The 15031-nt window shown below is 73.1% G+C and carries 16 protein-coding genes and 1 pseudogene; 5 read left to right on the top strand and 12 right to left on the bottom strand.

The genetic code is table 11. From position 1 onward, the window contains the following. Nucleotides 1-2: 2 nt before the first annotated feature. From ACN261_RS26895 to ACN261_RS26885, 3 genes are read right to left on the bottom strand one after another with little or no spacing between them, the layout of a single operon-like run. On the bottom strand, nucleotides 3-797 hold the full coding sequence (locus ACN261_RS26895) for an ABC transporter ATP-binding protein (RefSeq protein ID WP_421482446.1): 795 nt from the start codon (nucleotides 795-797) through the stop codon (nucleotides 3-5). Next, nucleotides 770-1603, bottom strand: coding sequence for an ABC transporter permease (locus ACN261_RS26890; protein ID WP_421482445.1), 834 nt, complete (start codon nucleotides 1601-1603; stop codon nucleotides 770-772). Before ACN261_RS26890 ends, ACN261_RS26895 begins: the two co-directional genes overlap by 28 nt. Then, on the bottom strand, nucleotides 1600-2562 hold the full coding sequence (locus tag ACN261_RS26885) for an aliphatic sulfonate ABC transporter substrate-binding protein (protein WP_425852786.1): 963 nt from the start codon (nucleotides 2560-2562) through the stop codon (nucleotides 1600-1602). Before ACN261_RS26885 ends, ACN261_RS26890 begins: the two co-directional genes overlap by 4 nt. A 129-nt stretch (nucleotides 2563-2691) precedes the next feature. Here ACN261_RS26885 and ACN261_RS26880 point away from each other — a divergent pair, with 129 nt between their 5' ends. Then, nucleotides 2692-3852 carry an LLM class flavin-dependent oxidoreductase gene (locus ACN261_RS26880; protein WP_425852784.1) on the top strand — a complete coding sequence of 387 codons (1161 nt, stop codon included), beginning with the start codon at nucleotides 2692-2694 and terminating at the stop codon, nucleotides 3850-3852. A gap of 62 nt (nucleotides 3853-3914) precedes the next feature. On the opposite strand, the gene ACN261_RS26875 is transcribed toward ACN261_RS26880, so the two are convergent. The 9 genes and pseudogenes from ACN261_RS26875 to ACN261_RS26835 form a co-directional block, all read right to left on the bottom strand. Continuing rightward, nucleotides 3915-4424, bottom strand: a complete 510-nt coding sequence (locus ACN261_RS26875) for an NUDIX domain-containing protein (protein ID WP_421482442.1) — start codon at nucleotides 4422-4424, stop codon at nucleotides 3915-3917. 34 nt (nucleotides 4425-4458) lie between these two features. Beyond that, nucleotides 4459-5049, bottom strand: a complete 591-nt coding sequence (locus ACN261_RS26870; protein WP_421482440.1) for an NADAR family protein — start codon at nucleotides 5047-5049, stop codon at nucleotides 4459-4461. A gap of 79 nt (nucleotides 5050-5128) precedes the next feature. Then, complete coding sequence (locus ACN261_RS26865) at nucleotides 5129-5770, bottom strand: SRPBCC family protein (RefSeq protein ID WP_425852781.1); 642 nt, start codon at nucleotides 5768-5770, stop codon at nucleotides 5129-5131. Next, nucleotides 5767-6138, bottom strand: coding sequence for an ArsR/SmtB family transcription factor (locus ACN261_RS26860; RefSeq protein WP_088644107.1), 372 nt, complete (start codon nucleotides 6136-6138; stop codon nucleotides 5767-5769). Before ACN261_RS26860 ends, ACN261_RS26865 begins: the two co-directional genes overlap by 4 nt. A 36-nt stretch (nucleotides 6139-6174) precedes the next feature. After that, nucleotides 6175-6945 carry a peptidoglycan recognition protein family protein gene (locus tag ACN261_RS26855; RefSeq protein WP_425852779.1) on the bottom strand — a complete coding sequence of 257 codons (771 nt, stop codon included), beginning with the start codon at nucleotides 6943-6945 and terminating at the stop codon, nucleotides 6175-6177. A 110-nt stretch (nucleotides 6946-7055) separates the two neighbouring features. Next, entirely contained in the window at nucleotides 7056-7787 is a 732-nt protein-coding gene (locus ACN261_RS26850) for a lysozyme (protein ID WP_425852777.1), read from the bottom strand. A 157-nt stretch (nucleotides 7788-7944) separates the two neighbouring features. Continuing rightward, the gene (locus ACN261_RS26845) at nucleotides 7945-8769 is read right to left on the bottom strand and encodes a flavin monoamine oxidase family protein (RefSeq protein WP_425852775.1); all 825 of its coding nucleotides are present in this window, start codon (nucleotides 8767-8769) and stop codon (nucleotides 7945-7947) included. A 133-nt stretch (nucleotides 8770-8902) separates the two neighbouring features. Beyond that, nucleotides 8903-9241 (bottom strand): annotated as a pseudogene (locus tag ACN261_RS26840) (FAD-dependent oxidoreductase); the annotation flags it as partial. Between the two features lie 176 nt (nucleotides 9242-9417). Further along, entirely contained in the window at nucleotides 9418-9801 is a 384-nt protein-coding gene (locus ACN261_RS26835; RefSeq protein WP_421486839.1) for a MarR family winged helix-turn-helix transcriptional regulator, read from the bottom strand. Nucleotides 9802-9974: 173 nt separating this feature from the next. On the opposite strand from ACN261_RS26835, the gene ACN261_RS26830 reads away from it, so the two are divergent. From ACN261_RS26830 to ACN261_RS26815, 4 genes are all read left to right on the top strand, one after another. Continuing rightward, complete coding sequence (locus ACN261_RS26830; RefSeq protein WP_425852773.1) at nucleotides 9975-11777, top strand: ABC transporter ATP-binding protein; 1803 nt, start codon at nucleotides 9975-9977, stop codon at nucleotides 11775-11777. A 78-nt stretch (nucleotides 11778-11855) separates the two neighbouring features. Then, on the top strand, nucleotides 11856-12542 hold the full coding sequence (locus ACN261_RS26825; RefSeq protein ID WP_425852771.1) for a VOC family protein: 687 nt from the start codon (nucleotides 11856-11858) through the stop codon (nucleotides 12540-12542). A 201-nt stretch (nucleotides 12543-12743) separates the two neighbouring features. Further along, nucleotides 12744-13598 carry a hypothetical protein gene (locus ACN261_RS26820; RefSeq protein ID WP_421482433.1) on the top strand — a complete coding sequence of 285 codons (855 nt, stop codon included), beginning with the start codon at nucleotides 12744-12746 and terminating at the stop codon, nucleotides 13596-13598. Nucleotides 13599-14161: 563 nt separating this feature from the next. Next, nucleotides 14162-14785, top strand: coding sequence for a DUF6642 family protein (locus ACN261_RS26815; RefSeq protein ID WP_425852768.1), 624 nt, complete (start codon nucleotides 14162-14164; stop codon nucleotides 14783-14785). The last annotated feature ends 246 nt before the right edge of the window (nucleotides 14786-15031 follow it).

Here is a 15031-nt window from a genome sequence, read left to right as displayed (position 1 = left end):
GATCAGACGGCGGGTACGCCGAGGCGGTCGAGCAGCCGGCGACGCAACGCGCCGAAGGCGGGCTGTTCGGGGGAGCGGGCGGGGCGGTCGGCGGCGTGCCCGGCGGGGCCGAGGTCGACGGTGACCTCCTCGGCGACGACGCCCCCGTCGAGCAGCAGGATGCGGTCGGCGAGCAGCAGCGCCTCCTCGACGTCGTGGGTGACCAGCAGGGCGGCGAAGCCGTGCTCGGCGCGCAGCCGCCGCAGCAGGGACTGCATCCGCAGCCGGGTCAGCGCGTCGAGCGCCCCGAACGGCTCGTCGAGCAGCAGCAGGTCCGGCTCGCGGACGAGCGCGCGGGCCACCGCGACCCGCTGCGCCTGACCGCCGGAGAGTTCCGCCGGCCAGGCCCGGCGGCGGTCGGCCAGCCCCACCTCGGTCAGCGCCCGGTCCACCCGGGCCCGCACGTCGGGGCCGGTCAGCCCCAGCGCGACGTTGTCGCCGACCCGCTTCCAGGGCAGCAGCCGGTGTTCCTGGAAGACCACGGCGGCGGTGCCCCGCACCCGGGTCTCGCCGGTGGCGTCGGCGTCCAGGCCGGCGAGGATCCGCAGCAGGGTGCTCTTGCCGGAGCCGCTGCCGCCGAGCAGCGCCACCACCTCCCCGGCGGCGATGGCCAGGTCGACCCCGGCGAGCACCGACCGGCCGTCGAAGGCCCGCCGTACCCCGTGGGCGGTGAGCACCGCCGCGTCGCCCGCCCGGTCCGCCGCGTCGCCGGTCCCGTGCGTCGGGCCGGTCAGGTCGCCCGCAGGCCGCGTCGCCATGTCAGGGTCCTCCTCTCCAGGATCCGCAGGGCGAGGTCGGACAGCAGCCCGAGCAGCGCGTAGATGACCAGACCGAGCACCACCACGTCGGTCTGGCTGAACTCCCGGGCCTCCATCATCAGGAAACCGACGCCGGTCTGGGCGTTGACCTGCTCGCCGACGACGAGGCTGAGCCAGGCCGCCCCGATCGCCAGCCGCAGCCCGAGGAACAGCGACGGCAACGCCCCGGGCAGCACCACGTGCCGCAGCCGCGCGGCCGGTCCCAGGCCGCAGGTGCGGGCCGCCTCGACGAGCCGCTCGTCGATGTCCCGGATGCCGGCGTAGGTGTTGAAGTAGATCGGGAAGAACACCCCGAGCGCGACCAGGGTGATCTTCAACGACTCGCCGATCCCCACCCAGATGATCAGCAGTGGGACGAGCCCCAGGTGGGGCAGCATCCGGGCCATCTGCACCGGCGGGTCGACCAGGTCGTCACCGAGCCGGAGCAGGCCGGCGGCGGCACCGAGCACCAGCGCCAGCACCCCGCCGAGCAGCAGCCCGATGCCGGCCCGGGTGAGCGAGTCGAGCAGGTGGACGCCGAGGGTCCCGTCGCCGGCCAGCCGTACCCCGGTGGTGAGCACCCGGCTCGGTGCGGGCAGCTTGTCCGGGGCGAGCAGGCCGGCGCGGGCGGCGGCCTCCCATCCGGCGACGAGCAGGACCGGACTCACCAGTCGCCACCAGCGCCGCCCGGCCCGACGTCGCGGGCCCGCGTCGGGTGGGGCCGGGACGGCGGCCGGCGGCGCGGGGAGCACCACGGTGGTGCTCACTGGAACACCGCGCTGAACCGGTCGTCCACCCGACCGGCGATGTCGACCGGGCCGGGGACGAGGTCGAGGGTGGTGAAGCCGTCCGCGATGGCCTGGAGTTCGACGCCGACGGCGGGGGTGACCGGGGCCAACGGGCGGGCGCTGCGGGCCAGCGCCCGGGTGGTGACGTCCAACGGGATCTTCAGTTCGGGGGCGAGCACCGTGGCGCGTTCGGCCGGGTTGGCGATGCCCCAGTCGGTGACCTTCCGGTACGTGGTGAGGAAGGCGCGGACGTCGTCGGTGCGGTCCCGGACCACCTCGGGGGAGGCCAGCACGTACTCCCGGTTGCTGGCCAGGCCGGTGGCGTCGGCGAGCACCGTCACCCCGGGCTGCTCGGCGAGGGCGAAGTACGGGTCCCAGATGATCCAGGCGTCGACCTGGCCGTTGTCGAAAGCGGGCCGTCCCTCGGCCGGCTTGAGGTACTTGACGTTGATGTCCTTCAGCGTCATGTTGTTCGCCGCCAGCAGCCGGACCAGCAGCCAGTGCACGTTGCTGCCCTTGTTCAGCGCCACGGTCCGGCCGCGCAGGTCGGCGAAGGTCTTCAGGCCGCTGTTCTGCTTGACCAGCACCGCCTCGCCCTGCGGGATCGGGGCCGAGGTGCCGATCACCGAGAAGGGGATCTTCGCGGCGGCGGCGAAGATCGGAGGCGCCTCACCGACCTGTCCGATGTCGATCGCGCCGGCCTTGAGTGCCTCGGTCAGGGCCGGGCCGCTCTCGAACAGCGACCACTGCGCGTCGGGTGCGGCGTTGCGGGCCTTGACCAGGCTCAGCCCGCCGAAGCGTTGGTAGCCGATGCGCAGCGGGCCCTTGCCGGCCTGCGCGTCGTCGGCGCAGCCGGTGACCCCGCCGACGGCGACCAGGGACAGGGCGGTGAACAGAGCGGTGGCCAGCCGGCGCAGGCTCCTCGGCGGGGTGGGCATGTCGGCTCCTCGGGAGTGGACGGTGTGCTCGCGACGCCGCAGGTCGGCGGCGCGCAGTAACCTACCAAGCCGATAGGTTTTATGGGTAGCCTGTCGTGGTCGTCGTCCCATCCCTCAGGAGGACCCCCGATGTCGCTGACCTTCCACTGGTTCCTGCCCACCTACGGCGACAGCCGCGACATCGTCGGCGGCGGCCACGGCGTCGCGGTCGGCACCGCCGGTGGGGCCCGCCCCGCCACCGTCGCCTACCTCGGGCAGATCGCCCGCAGCGCCGAGCAGCTCGGCTTCGTCGGCGCGCTCACCCCGACCGGGGCGTGGTGCGAGGACGCCTGGCTGGCCACCGCCATGCTGGCCGAGGTCACCGAACGGCTGAAGTTCCTGGTCGCGTTCCGCCCCGGGCTGCTCTCACCCACCCTCGCCGCCCAGATGGCCGCCACCTTCCAGCGCCTGTCCGGCGGCCGGCTGCTGCTCAACGTGGTCACCGGTGGGGAATCCACCGAGCAGCGCGCCTACGGCGACTTCCTCGACAAGGACGCCCGGTACGCCCGCACCGACGAGTTCCTGTACGTCGTGCGGTCACTGTGGCGGGGCGAAACCGTCGACCACGCCGGGGAACACCTGCGGGTCGAGGGCGCCCGGCTGGCCCGGCTGCCCGACCCGGTGCCCCCGGTCTACTTCGGTGGCTCGTCCACCGCCGCCGGCCCGGTGGCCGCCCGGCACAGCGACGTCTACCTGACCTGGGGCGAGCCGCCCGCCCAGGTGGCCGGCAAACTCGACCGGATCCGCGCCCTCGCCGCCGACGCCGGCCGGTCGCCGCGCTTCGGTATCCGGCTGCACGTCATCGCGAGGGACACCGCCGAGGCGGCGTGGGCGCAGGCCGGGCGGCTGCTCGACGGTATCGACGAGGCTGACATCCGGGCCGCCCAGGAGGGGCTGCGGCGCAGCGAGTCCGAGGGGCAGCGCCGGATGCTCGCCCTGCACGGCGGCAGCCGCGACGGGCTGGAGGTCGCCCCGAACCTCTGGGCCGGGGTGGGGCTGGTCCGGGGCGGGGCCGGCACCGCCCTGGTGGGCAGCCACACCGAGGTCGCCGACCGGATCACCGAGTACCACGCGCTCGGCATCGACGAGTTCATCCTCTCCGGCCACCCGCACCTGGAGGAGGCGTACTGGTTCGGCGAGGGGGTGCTGCCGATCCTGCGGGCCCGGGGCCTGTGGCGGCACCCGGCCGGTGAGCCGGCCCCCGACCCGACGCCGAGCGTCCCGTTCGCCCCGCAGCCCGCCCGGGTCTGACCACGGCGCGTCCGGCGGGCCCGGCACCTGCGGCGGGTCCGCCCCGGCCGGGCGCGGTGGGGTCAGTGCCGGCCGGCGAGGAAGTCGGCCAGCACCCGGGTGTGGGTCGAGAAGGCCAACTCGACCGGCTCGGTGAGGACCAGCCACTCGGTGGCCTCCTCGGTCGGCGTCGACGGGGGCAGCTGCGCGGCCGGCCGCTCCGGCAGCGCCCCGAAGATCATCATGGTGCCGCCGTGCGGGGCGCCGTGCACCGCGAACAGCCGGGCCCGCTGCGCCTCGTCGACCAGCCCGGTCTCCTCGCGCAGTTCCCGCACCAGTGCCTCGGCCCACTCCTCGCCGTACTCGACGAAGCCGCCGGGCAGGGCGAGCTGGCCCCGGGCCGGCTCGATGTCCCGGCGTACCACCACCAGGCCGAGCCCGGCGTCGGTCCGCACCGGCAGCAGCGCCACCGCGACCGGGGTCGGGTTGCGCCACACCGTCTGCCCGCAGGCCGCGCAGAACCGGGGCCAGCCGGCGTCCGGCGGATAGGCCGCCCCGCAGTAGTGACAGTGCGCGTACGGCAGGACGGTCATGCCGCCGCACGCTACCGCGCCCGGGCCACCCGGCTCAGGGCAGGTCCGCCGTCGGCCCGGGGTCGGTCGGCCGGTCGTCGCGCAGGATCTCCCGGGCTTCCATCAGGGCGAAGCCGAGCAGGTTGAGCCCACGCCAGCGGGCCGGGTCCTCGGCGCGCGGGTCGTCGGGGGCCAGCCCGACCCCCCACACCCGGTCGACCGGGCTCGCCTCCACCAGCACCCGGTCCCCGGTGCCCAGCAGGTACGCCCGCAGGTCGGCGTGCTGGCCGAACTTGGCCAGGCTGCCGGCCAGCACGACGGCGTACCGCTCGGCCTCCCACACCGCCTGGTCGAACCCGCGGACCTGGCGGCCGACCGCCTTGGCCTGCTGCGGGTGGCCGGCGGCGAGCACCCGCTCCCCGGCCTCGGCGTCGTCGAACAGCAGCGCCTTGCGCCACATCATCCAGTGCTCGGCGGTGGGGAAACGCCGCCCGTCGACGGTGAACGACGCCGGCCACCACTGGCTCAGGCAGCTGCGCCCGACGGTGCCGTCCCGCTGTGGCCGGTGCCCCCAGAAGCACAGGTACCTCACCCGCCGCCCGGCGCGGTGCAGGGCCAGGACGTCGTGGGCGCGGCGCATCGACATGCCGTCCAGTCTGACCGTCGGCACCGACAACACGCACCCGGGTTTGCGCCGGGCCGGCGACCCGGCGCGACCCGTACCGTCAGGCCGGCGACGCGCCGGTGTACGCGGCGATGGTGCGGGCGGCGGCGGCCCGTGCGGCCTGCGGTTCGGTGCCGCCGGCGATGTCGGCCTCGGCCCACGCCTCGCCGCTGAGCGTCATGAACCGTCGCCCGTCCGCCGAGCCGATCCACGTGGCGGCCTGGTCGGGGGTGACGCCACCACCGTCGGCGTCGAGGTGGCTGGCCAGGCCGAGCAGGCCGGAGTCCCAGCCGACGCCGACCGCGCCGGGGCCGTACTCGGTCCACCGGACGTCGTCGACGTGGGCGACGTGCTCCAGGGTGAACCGGGTCCGCTCGTCGTCCTCCGGGGTGAGGCGGACCTCGATCCAGCTGATCTCGTCGCCCATCTCCCAGGTGGCGGCGAAGCTCTTCGGCGGGTCGCAGCGCTGCACCACGCCCCCGGCGTTGCCCTCGAACTGGTAGCGGCCGTGCAGTTGCAGGTCGCCTGCGACCGGCAGGAACCAGCGCGGGATGCGCTCGGCGTTGGTGCAGGCGTCCCAGAGGTCGTCAAGCGTCGTCGGGTACGTCTGGCTGATGGTCAGCACGCGCGCCTCACCCGCTTCGAGAGTGCGGCTGCCCACGGTGCGTCGTACGGCGCTGATCTGCTGGCTGGTCTCGATCATGAGGTGCTCCGGTGCTCGGTCGGGTCGTCCGTCGTGGTGTGCGTCCGCCGTTCGCGCCGACCCCGGGCGATCTCGGTGGCCAGGGCGTCCAGGGCCGGCGTCCAGAACCGGCGGAACCCCTCCAACCACCTGTCGACCTCCCGCAGCGGGGCGGGATCGACCGCGTAGAGCCGACGGGCGCCCTGCGGGCGGACCGTGGCGAACCCGTTGTCCCGCAGCACCTTGAGGTGCTGCGAGACGGCGGGCTGGGTGATCCCGAACTCCTCCTGGATCACCGCGCAGACCCCGCCGGCGCTCCGCTCGCCCTGCGCGAGCAGTTCGAGGATGCGCCGGCGCACCGGGTCGCCGAGGACGTCGAAGGCGTGCACGGTCCCCTTTGTATCAGGCATCGCTTATATAAGCAATCAACCCAGTCGAGCGGCGACGGCCGACCGCAGCTCGGGCAGCCGGTCGTGCAGCAGCCCCGGGCACTGGGTGCTGGCGAAGTCCTTGTGACCGTAGATCTGGCTGGCCGGGATGGCGTACTGCTGGCAGGTGAACGCGCAGAACACCACCAGGCTGTCCCAGAGCGCCTGCGGCGGCTGCACGTCGACGTAGATCCCGTCGTTCTCGATGCCGATGGCCTGGCTGTTCTGCCCCACGCAGTGCGCGCCCTGCACCATCGTCTGGCCGTGCAGCAACGCGTACAGGCTGCCGTGCCGCCCCTCGGTGAGCTGGCCGCCCCGGCTGTTGGTGAAGTGCTGCCCGGAGTCCAGCCAGCCGTTGCCGTCCATGTGCAGGTCCTGGATCTCCCGCGAGTTGGCGTACGCGTGGGCCAGGCTGTAGTCGGTCGAGTTCGGGAACGCCGTGTGGTGCACGATGATCTTGTTGGGTCGGCTCGCGACCACGCTCACCGGCGACGACGGCGGCCGGGCCCCCCAGGTGGCGCAGTTGGCGATCACCGGTTGGTCGACGCGGCCGAGGGCCACCCGGCCGCCGGCCGGCGTGCCGCCGGTGGTCAGGGCGCTGCCGTCGGTCGGCGTGCCGCCGGCGGTCAGGGTCGGGTCGACGGTGGAGTGGCCCGTCGCGGCGGCGCCTGCGGCGGATCCGCCGAACGGGGTCGGCGCGAGCGCCCCGGCGGTGCCGAGCAGGACCGCGCCGCGCAGCACGCTGCGCCGGGACACGGGTACGTTCATGGCGGGCTCCTCAGGGGTGGGGGAGGTGCCGACGGTCGACCGGCGTGACGACTCCGGGGTGGCCGGGATCGATACCGGGCCGACCGGCGGCTGCGGTGCTCCGGTCGGGCTCAGCAGGGGCCGTTGCAGGCCAGCACCCGGAGCCGGTCGAGGGTGCCGTTCCACACGTTCTGGTCGCCCGGGAAGGTGCCCGACGACGCCCACTGCCAGAAGGAGTACGTGGCCCAGCCGGCCGGCAGCGTGCCCACCGTGCCGGCGTACCGGGCGAGCCAGAGCGGGTTGGTGGCGGCGAAGCCGCTGTAGTTGCCGGTGCAGGTGGTCCACCAGTCGGTGGTGGTGTAGATCGTCGCCCAGCGCCCGGTGCGGGCGTAGTACTGGTTGACGAAGGAGGCGATCCAGCTGCGCATCGCGCTCTGGCTCAGCCCGTAGCAGGTCGCGCCGTACGGGTTGTACTCGATGTCGAGCGCGCCGGGCAGCGTCCGGCCGTCCTTCGACCAGCCGCCGCCGTGGTCCACGAAGTAGTTGGCCTGGGTCGCGCCGGTCGTGGTGTCCGGCCGGGCGAAGTGGTACGAACCCCGGATCATCCCGACGTTGTACGACCCGTTGTACTGCTGGGCGAAGTACGGGTTGGTGTAGTACGTGCCCTCGGTGGCCTTCACGTAGGCGAACCGGGCGCCGTTGGTCCAGGCGGTGGACCAGTTGACGTTGCCCTGGTAGCTGGAGACGTCCATGCCGGGCAGGCCGGCCGGGGCGGCGGTGGCCGGGGTGACGACGCCGAGGGTGGCGGCGACCATGGTGGCGGTCGCCAGCAGCGTGCCCGTGAGTGCACGGAGACGGTTCATCTTTCCTCCCTGGGGGATGCCGCGTGGTTACGGCGGGAGCGACGAAAGGAACTGTCAGGTATTAGGTCATGGTCGGAGATAGTTTTCAATAGATAGAATCAAGATTGTCGATTTATGTAGTGCTCGTGCCTCCGCCGGTCGGGAGGTGGGGGGTGCGTCAGGTGCCGGGACCGGCGAGCACCTCGGCCGCCGCCCGCTCGCCGGCCAGCACCGCGCCCTCCAGGTAACCGGCCCACCGGGTCGCCGTCTCGGTGCCCGCCCAGTGCACCCGCCCCACCGGCCGATGCAGCTCGGGACCGTGATCCCGCCACGAGCCGGGGGTCAGCGCCCCGCAGAAGCAGCCCCGGGTCCACTCGTCGGCCGACCAGTCGTACTCGACGAGGTCGTCAGGCTCCGCGGCGGCCGGGCCGACCAGCTCCACCAGCGCGGCCAGCACCGCCGCCCGTCGCCGCCCCGGCGACAGCCGGCGCAGCTCCCGGGCCTGCCGGCCGTAGCTGAACCCGGTCAGCACCCCACGCGTCGAGCCCGGCGTCGAGTTGTCCACCGTCTCGGTCAGTGGCCCGTCGGTCGACGTGGTCACCCCGGAACACCCGTCGGCCCGCCAGAACGGCGTCGGGTAGACCGCGTGCAGCTTCAACGCCGACCCCATCGGCATCCGCTGCGTCAACGCGTCGCGCAGGGCCGGCAGCGCCGGTGAGTACGCGATCCGGCCCGCCAGCGCCGGGGCCACCGCCACCACCGCGGCCTCCGCCCGGTACGCCCCCTCGTCGGTGTACGCCACCACCCCGTGACCGTCCTGGTGGATCGCCCGCACCGGCGCTGCGGACCGTACCGTCCCCGGTGGCAGCGCCGCCGCCATCCGCTCCGCCAGCAGGGCCGGCCCACCCACCAGTCGATCCTGCTGGGCACCCCCGGCCATCCCCAGCAGCAGCCCGCTCCCGCCGCCGCTGCGCAGATAGAACAGCACCTGCAACAGCGACACCTCGTCCGGGTCCGCCGCCAGCAATCCGCCGGCCCACGTACCGGGCGGTCACCGGATCGGGCGCGGCGCTGGTCAACCAGCCGCCGAGGGTGAGCCGGTCCCACTCGTCCGCCCGCGCCGCCCGCCACGGGGTCGCCGGGTCCACCTCGGCGGAAAGGTCGTCGAGCAGGTTGACCGTCTGCCGGACCGACTCCGGCGGCAGTTCCCGCAGCCGCCCGTCCCAGCGCACCACCGACCGGCCCTGCGCGGCCGACGGGAACGTGGTCAGCCCGTGCTCGGCCACCAGGGCGGCCATCCGGTCCTGGGTCGGGCCGATCCACTGCGTGCCCAGGTCCAGCGCCGTGCCGTCGTCCAGCCGCCGGGTCGCCACCCGCCCTCCGACCCGTTCCCGGGCCTCCAGCACCACCACCCGCGCCCCACCCCGGCACAACGCCGCCGCCGCGGCGAGCCCCGAGAACCCCGCACCGACCACCACCACCCGCACCGACCGCGCATACCCCGCCCCTCGGGCTGGGCTGGGTCGGCCGCTACTCGGGCAGGCAGGGGCGGCAGGGCCGGGCCGGGTGGGGCCGGGCCGGGCCGGGTCGGTCGGGCTGAGCTGGGCAGGGCTGAGTCGGGGTCGGGCGGAGCGGGTGACGCGGGGCGCAGTCAGTCGCGCAGGGTGCGCAGGATGCGGGTGAGGTCGGCGTGGTCGGTGGGGGAGAGGTGGCCGAAGAAGCGTTCCGCCTCGGCGCTGCGGGCCGTCCGGATGGCCGCGCCGACCCGCGTACCCTCGTCGGTCGGCGCGACCAGGGTCGCCCGCCGGTCGGCCGGGTCGGGACGGCGCGCGACGAGCCCGCGTTCCTCCAGGCCGTCGACGACCTCGGTGGTGGAGCGGGGCGCGATGCGCAGGTGGTCGGCGAGGGCGCTGAGCCGCATCGCGCCGTGCCGGGTGAGCACCGCGAGGGCGCGGGCGTGGCCGGGGTTGACGTCCCAGGGTTCGAGGGTACGTCGGGACTGGTGGCGCAGCCGTCGGGCCACCGCCCAGAACAGCTCGGCGAGGCTCTCCTCGGCCGGGTCGGTGGGTGGCCCGGCGCAGGGTGCGGCCGGATCGGTTGGCGGTTCGGGTGTCGCGCCGGTCACCGGAATATGGTAGCAGGAGTCGCTGTTGTTCCCTCATGATGAGGTAACCTCAGCAAACGTCCCCCGAACGGAAGAAGGACCCCTTGGACACCACGCATCCCCACCGGGAGGGCCGCGGCGGCGCCCCCCGGACCGTCAGCGCCGCCGAGAAGACCCAGGCCCGCGCCGTCTCGCTGCGCCGCATCGGCCGGCTGTTCACCGCGTACCGCGGGCAGTTGGCCGTGGTCACCGCGATCATCGTGGTGTCGTCGATCGTCGCGATGGCCTCGCCGTTCCTGCTGCGGGCGGTGATCGACCGCGCGCTGCCGGAACGCGACCTGACCCTGCTGGTCTGGCTGGTCGCCGGCATGATCGCCGTCGCGGCCGTGACCGCGGTGCTGGGCGTCGCGCAGACCTGGATCTCCACCCGGGTCGGGCAGTTGGTGATGCACCGGCTGCGCACCGACGTCTTCGCCCACCTGCACCGCCAGTCGATCGCGTTCTTCACCCGCACCCGCACCGGCGAGGTGCAGTCGCGGATCACCAACGACATCGGCGGCATGCAGACGGTGGTCACCTCCACCGCCACCTCGATCGCGTCCAACCTGACCACCGTGGTGGCCACGCTGGTCGCCATGGTGGCGCTGTCCTGGCGGCTCACCCTGGTCTCGCTGGTGGTGCTGCCGCCGGCCATCTGGCTGACCCGCCGGGTCGCCGCGATGCGCCGCGAGATCACCGCCCAGCGCCAGCGGGAGCTGGCCGACCTCAACGTCACCATCGAGGAGGGGCTGTCGATCAGCGGCGTACAGCTCAGCAAGACCCTCGGCGCGGGCGGCGCGCTGATCGACCGGTTCACCGCCAGCTCGGCCCGGCTGGTCGACCTGGAGCTGCGCTCGGAGCTGGCCGGCCGCTGGCGGATGGCCACCATGACGATCATCTTCGCCGCCATCCCGGCGGTGATCTACCTCGGCGCGGGGCTGCCCGGCACCGCCGGCACCCTCAGCATCGGCACCCTGGTCGCCTTCACCGCCCTCCAGGGTGGGCTGTTCCGGCCGCTGATGGGGCTGCTCAACGTGGGCGTCACACTGACCGCATCGCTGGCGCTGTTCGCCCGGATCTTCGAATACCTCGACCTGCCGGTGGAGGTGGACGACCCGGCCCGGCCGGTCACCATCGACCCGGCCCGGGTGCGCGGGCACCTGCGCGTCGACGACGTCACCTTCAGTTACCCGGGCAGCGACACCGCCGCCGTCGCCGGCATCAACCTCGACGTCCCGGCCGGCAGCAGCCTCGCCCTGGTCGGCGAGACCGGCTCCGGCAAGAGCACCCTCGCCGCCCTGGTCAGCCGGCTGCACGACCCGGACGCCGGCCGGATCACCATCGACGGTGTCGACCTGCGCGACCTGCGGCTGACCGACCTGGCCGCCGTCGTGGGCGTGGTCAGCCAGGAGACCTACCTGCTGCACACCACCATCCGGGAGAACCTGCGGTACGCGCGCCCCGACGCCACCGACGCCCAGTTGGAGGCCGCCGCCCGCGCCGCGCAGATCCACGACCTGATCGCCGCCCTGCCCGACGGGTACGACACGGTCGTCGGCTCCCGGGGCCACCGCTTCTCCGGCGGCGAGAAGCAACGCCTGGCGATCGCCCGTACGCTGCTGCGTGACCCCAGGGTGCTGGTGCTCGACGAGGCGACCAGCGCGCTGGACACCGAGACCGAACGCGCCGTGCAACGGGCCTTCGACACCCTCGCCGAGGGTCGTACGGTGATCACCATCGCGCACCGGCTCTCCACGGTGCGCCACGCCGACCAGATCGCGGTGCTCGACCACGGCCGGATCGTCGAGTCCGGCACCCACGAGGCGCTGCTGGCCCGCGCCGGCCGGTACGCCACCCTGGCCGGCTGACCAGGGGCGACCCCGGCGGGTGGAAAAACCCGATCTGCAAGACGTGAGTCGTCGATCGTCGGTGACTAGAGTGACGCCGTGCAAAGTGGTGTGCGGGCCCAGGTGCCGGTGCTGTACGTGGCGGACGCCGACGCGGCCCGACGGTTCTACGAGAACTTCGGCTACACCGAGATCCGGGCCGGCGGCGACGGTGGCTCACACTGGTCGTACCTGCGGTGCGGGGAGTTGACGCTGCTGCTGGCGGCGGTCACCCCGCGCCTGGTCACCGTCGAGTTGCCCCTGCTCGTCTACCTCTACGTCGACGACCTGACGGCCACCGCCGAACGGCTCACCGCCGCCGGGCACCCCGTGCGGAAGGCCGGCTACCCGGAACACGCGCCGGGCGGCGAGTGCCGGGTCACCGACCCCGACGGCAACGTGGTCGCCTTCGGGCAGCGGCAGGCCGTACCGCAGCAGGAGCGTGACCCGCAGGCGGGCGGTGAGGCGCGGTTCTCGCTGATCCGGGAGGCCGCCGAGGCGGCCGGCCGGCGCGGCGGCGCACCCGCCCGCTGCCAGATCGGCGGCCGGCGCGGCGAGCCCTGCCCCGAACCGGCCGAGGTCAAGCTCGCCGACTCGTGGGGCGACACGGCATGGGGCTGCATGGCGCACGCCGACGAGACGCTGCTGACCGCGCGCGGCGCTTTTCTTGCCACCGAGGACGGGTCGGGCCTCGGCCCGTTCCTGCGCGCCCGCCAGGCCCAGCCTCAGGAAACCTCCACCCCCTGACCCCACCCCGCATCGGCCTGCCGCCCCAACGTCGGCCCACCCTTGTTGATCAAGAGGTTTGCGTCAACTTTGATCTCCCCGTTGACGCGAACCTCTTGATCACCGGAGTGGGGATGACGCGAAACTCTTGATTACCCTTTCGTGGCGGTTTTGGGGGTGGGGACAGGGAGCCGTGGGGGGACCGGGTGCGTCGAAGGGGGTATGACGAGTTTTCGAGGTGTGTGGGCGGCGGTCGTGCCGGTGCTTCTGCTCACTGCTGCCTGTGCGGGGCAGGACGGGGCGGGCGTCGCGCCCGATGCGGCCCCGACTTCTCTTCCCGCCAACGTGCCGGTGCTGCGGATCGACCACACGGGCGGCTTCGTGCGGCCCGAAACGAACGTGACCCGGTTGCCGTCCGTGAGCGTCTATGCCGACGGCCGGGTGATCACGCAGGGGCCGACCGTCCTCAGTTATCCGGGGCCGGCGCTGCCCAACCTCCAGGTCCGCACGATCAGCACGGCCGAGGTGGCGAAGCTGGTCGAACAGGCCCGCGCCGCCGGGGTGGGCAGCGCGGTCGACGTGGGCACCCCGTCGATCACCGACGTGACCACCACCCGGTTCACCATCCGGGGGACGGTCGGCAGCGAGCAGTTGGAGGTCTACGCCCTGGGCGAGGCGACCGGTCCCGAGGCCGGCCTGACCCCCGCCCAGCAGGCCGCCCGGGAGAAACTGCGGACCTTCGCCGACAAGCTGACCGACCCGGGGAACGCGGCGACGCAGCCGTACCAGCCGACCGCCATCGCGGCGGTGGCCGGGCCGTGGGTCGCCACCCCCGAGACGGCGAAGCAGCCCAGGATGGAGTGGCCCGGCCCGGTGCTTCCCGGGGCCAGCCTCGGTGAGGGCCTCGACCTGGGGTGCGTGACCGTCACCGGTGCTGCCGTGCAGCAGGTGATCGCCACCGCCGGCAAGGCCAATGCGGCGACCCCGTGGACCTCCGGTGGGAAGCGCTGGGCCGTCACCTTCCGCCCGCTACTGCCCGACGAGACCGACTGCGCCAGCCTCTCCGCTGGCCGTTGAGACACCGGGCGGTCGGCCCGTTCGCGGGCCGACCGCCCGGAGGGGCCACTCCCTGCGCCGGTACGGGTCACAGCTGTAGGGCTGGTTTCCCAGCTGTAGGGCGGGTTCCCACCCTCACCTGGTAGCTGCCAAGGCTGAGGCGGCACCCGCGGCGTTGCAACGCCTTCGGTTGGTGATCAACCACCCCGCTCGGCGATCTGCGAGCACCACCACGGCACCGCTACGACATCGCAGCGGTCACCCGCGACGGCGCTCCCGGCGTGAGGCACGGCGGTGAAGGGTCTGACCTGTCGGACCCCGCCGGCCAGACCTGGCACCTGTCCTGCCCGGAAGACAGCGGACCCCCGGTGCTCGGGCCGGCCGTCGGCGTGCTGGGGATCCCCGGGCCCTACCAGACGGGCGGGGTGGCCCGGGACGACAAGCGTCTGACTGCGTCTGTCAGCCCGTGGTGCTCCGTCCGGGAGTCCATCGCACCGAACTCCACAATGGACCAATCGGCCGATCCACGGACCTGGGCCGGACGGCTAGCGTCGGCTGTTCCCGGTGCCGGAGGAGACCTCGACGTGGCCAAACCCAACGGTGTTTTCTGCGTGGAGGGTGAATGGCACGCCGACCTCGCTGAACGCGGCTCGGTGCTACCCACGCTGGAACTCCTCGAACGGCTCGGGAGGCTCCGCTTCATCCACCGGGACACGGCCACGGCCGATGAACTGCGGTACTTCCTCGACAGTTGGCTGTCGTCGCGACGCTACGCAGCCTACGAAGTCGGCTTCTTCGCATCCCCCGGCACGCCGACCAGCCTGCAGCTTTCCGGCAAGCACACGGTCGACCTGACCGACATCGCCGGTTGGATGTCCGGCCGGTGTGGGGGGAAGCGCCTCTACTTCGGAAGCCGCTCGATCCTGCGTGCGTCCGAGGCGTCCCTGAGGGCCTTCCTGACGGAGACCGGAGCCACGATGGTCTGCGGCTTCACGAAGCATCTCGACTGGGTCGAGTCGGCGGCGTTCGAGACGACGCTTCTGGAACGACTCGTCAACGGTCGTCGCGTGGACAGTGCCGAGACCCTGTTCAGATCCGCACGATGGGCGCCGATGGCCCGGCACCTCGGGTTCCGGGTGGTCTACCGACACGATGCCGACCGCAAGCCGTCCGTCTCGTCGGCCGGCTTCTCGGAAACTCCGGAATGAGTATCCATACCGGTACCACCTACGGGCGGTGGTGGGGCATCATCGATGTCCGAAGTCGACAGGAAAGACTCGACCACGTGCCGATCCACAGTGAATGACGGATATCTGACTGTCTGCTCGGACAAGGAGGTCAACGCCAGCCGATAAGGTCGCCTTCTGTGTCGACACGGTTTCACGCCGTGACCGCACGACGGGTCAGTTCCGGGGGTGTGCCATGGCGCCGAGCAAACGACAGGCTGTCCTGAT

The organism is Micromonospora sp. WMMD723 (assembly GCF_049863385.1).
GTDB classification, from domain to species: domain Bacteria; phylum Actinomycetota; class Actinomycetes; order Mycobacteriales; family Micromonosporaceae; genus Micromonospora; species Micromonospora wenchangensis.
This window is presented reverse-complemented; position numbering and strand designations above follow the sequence as displayed.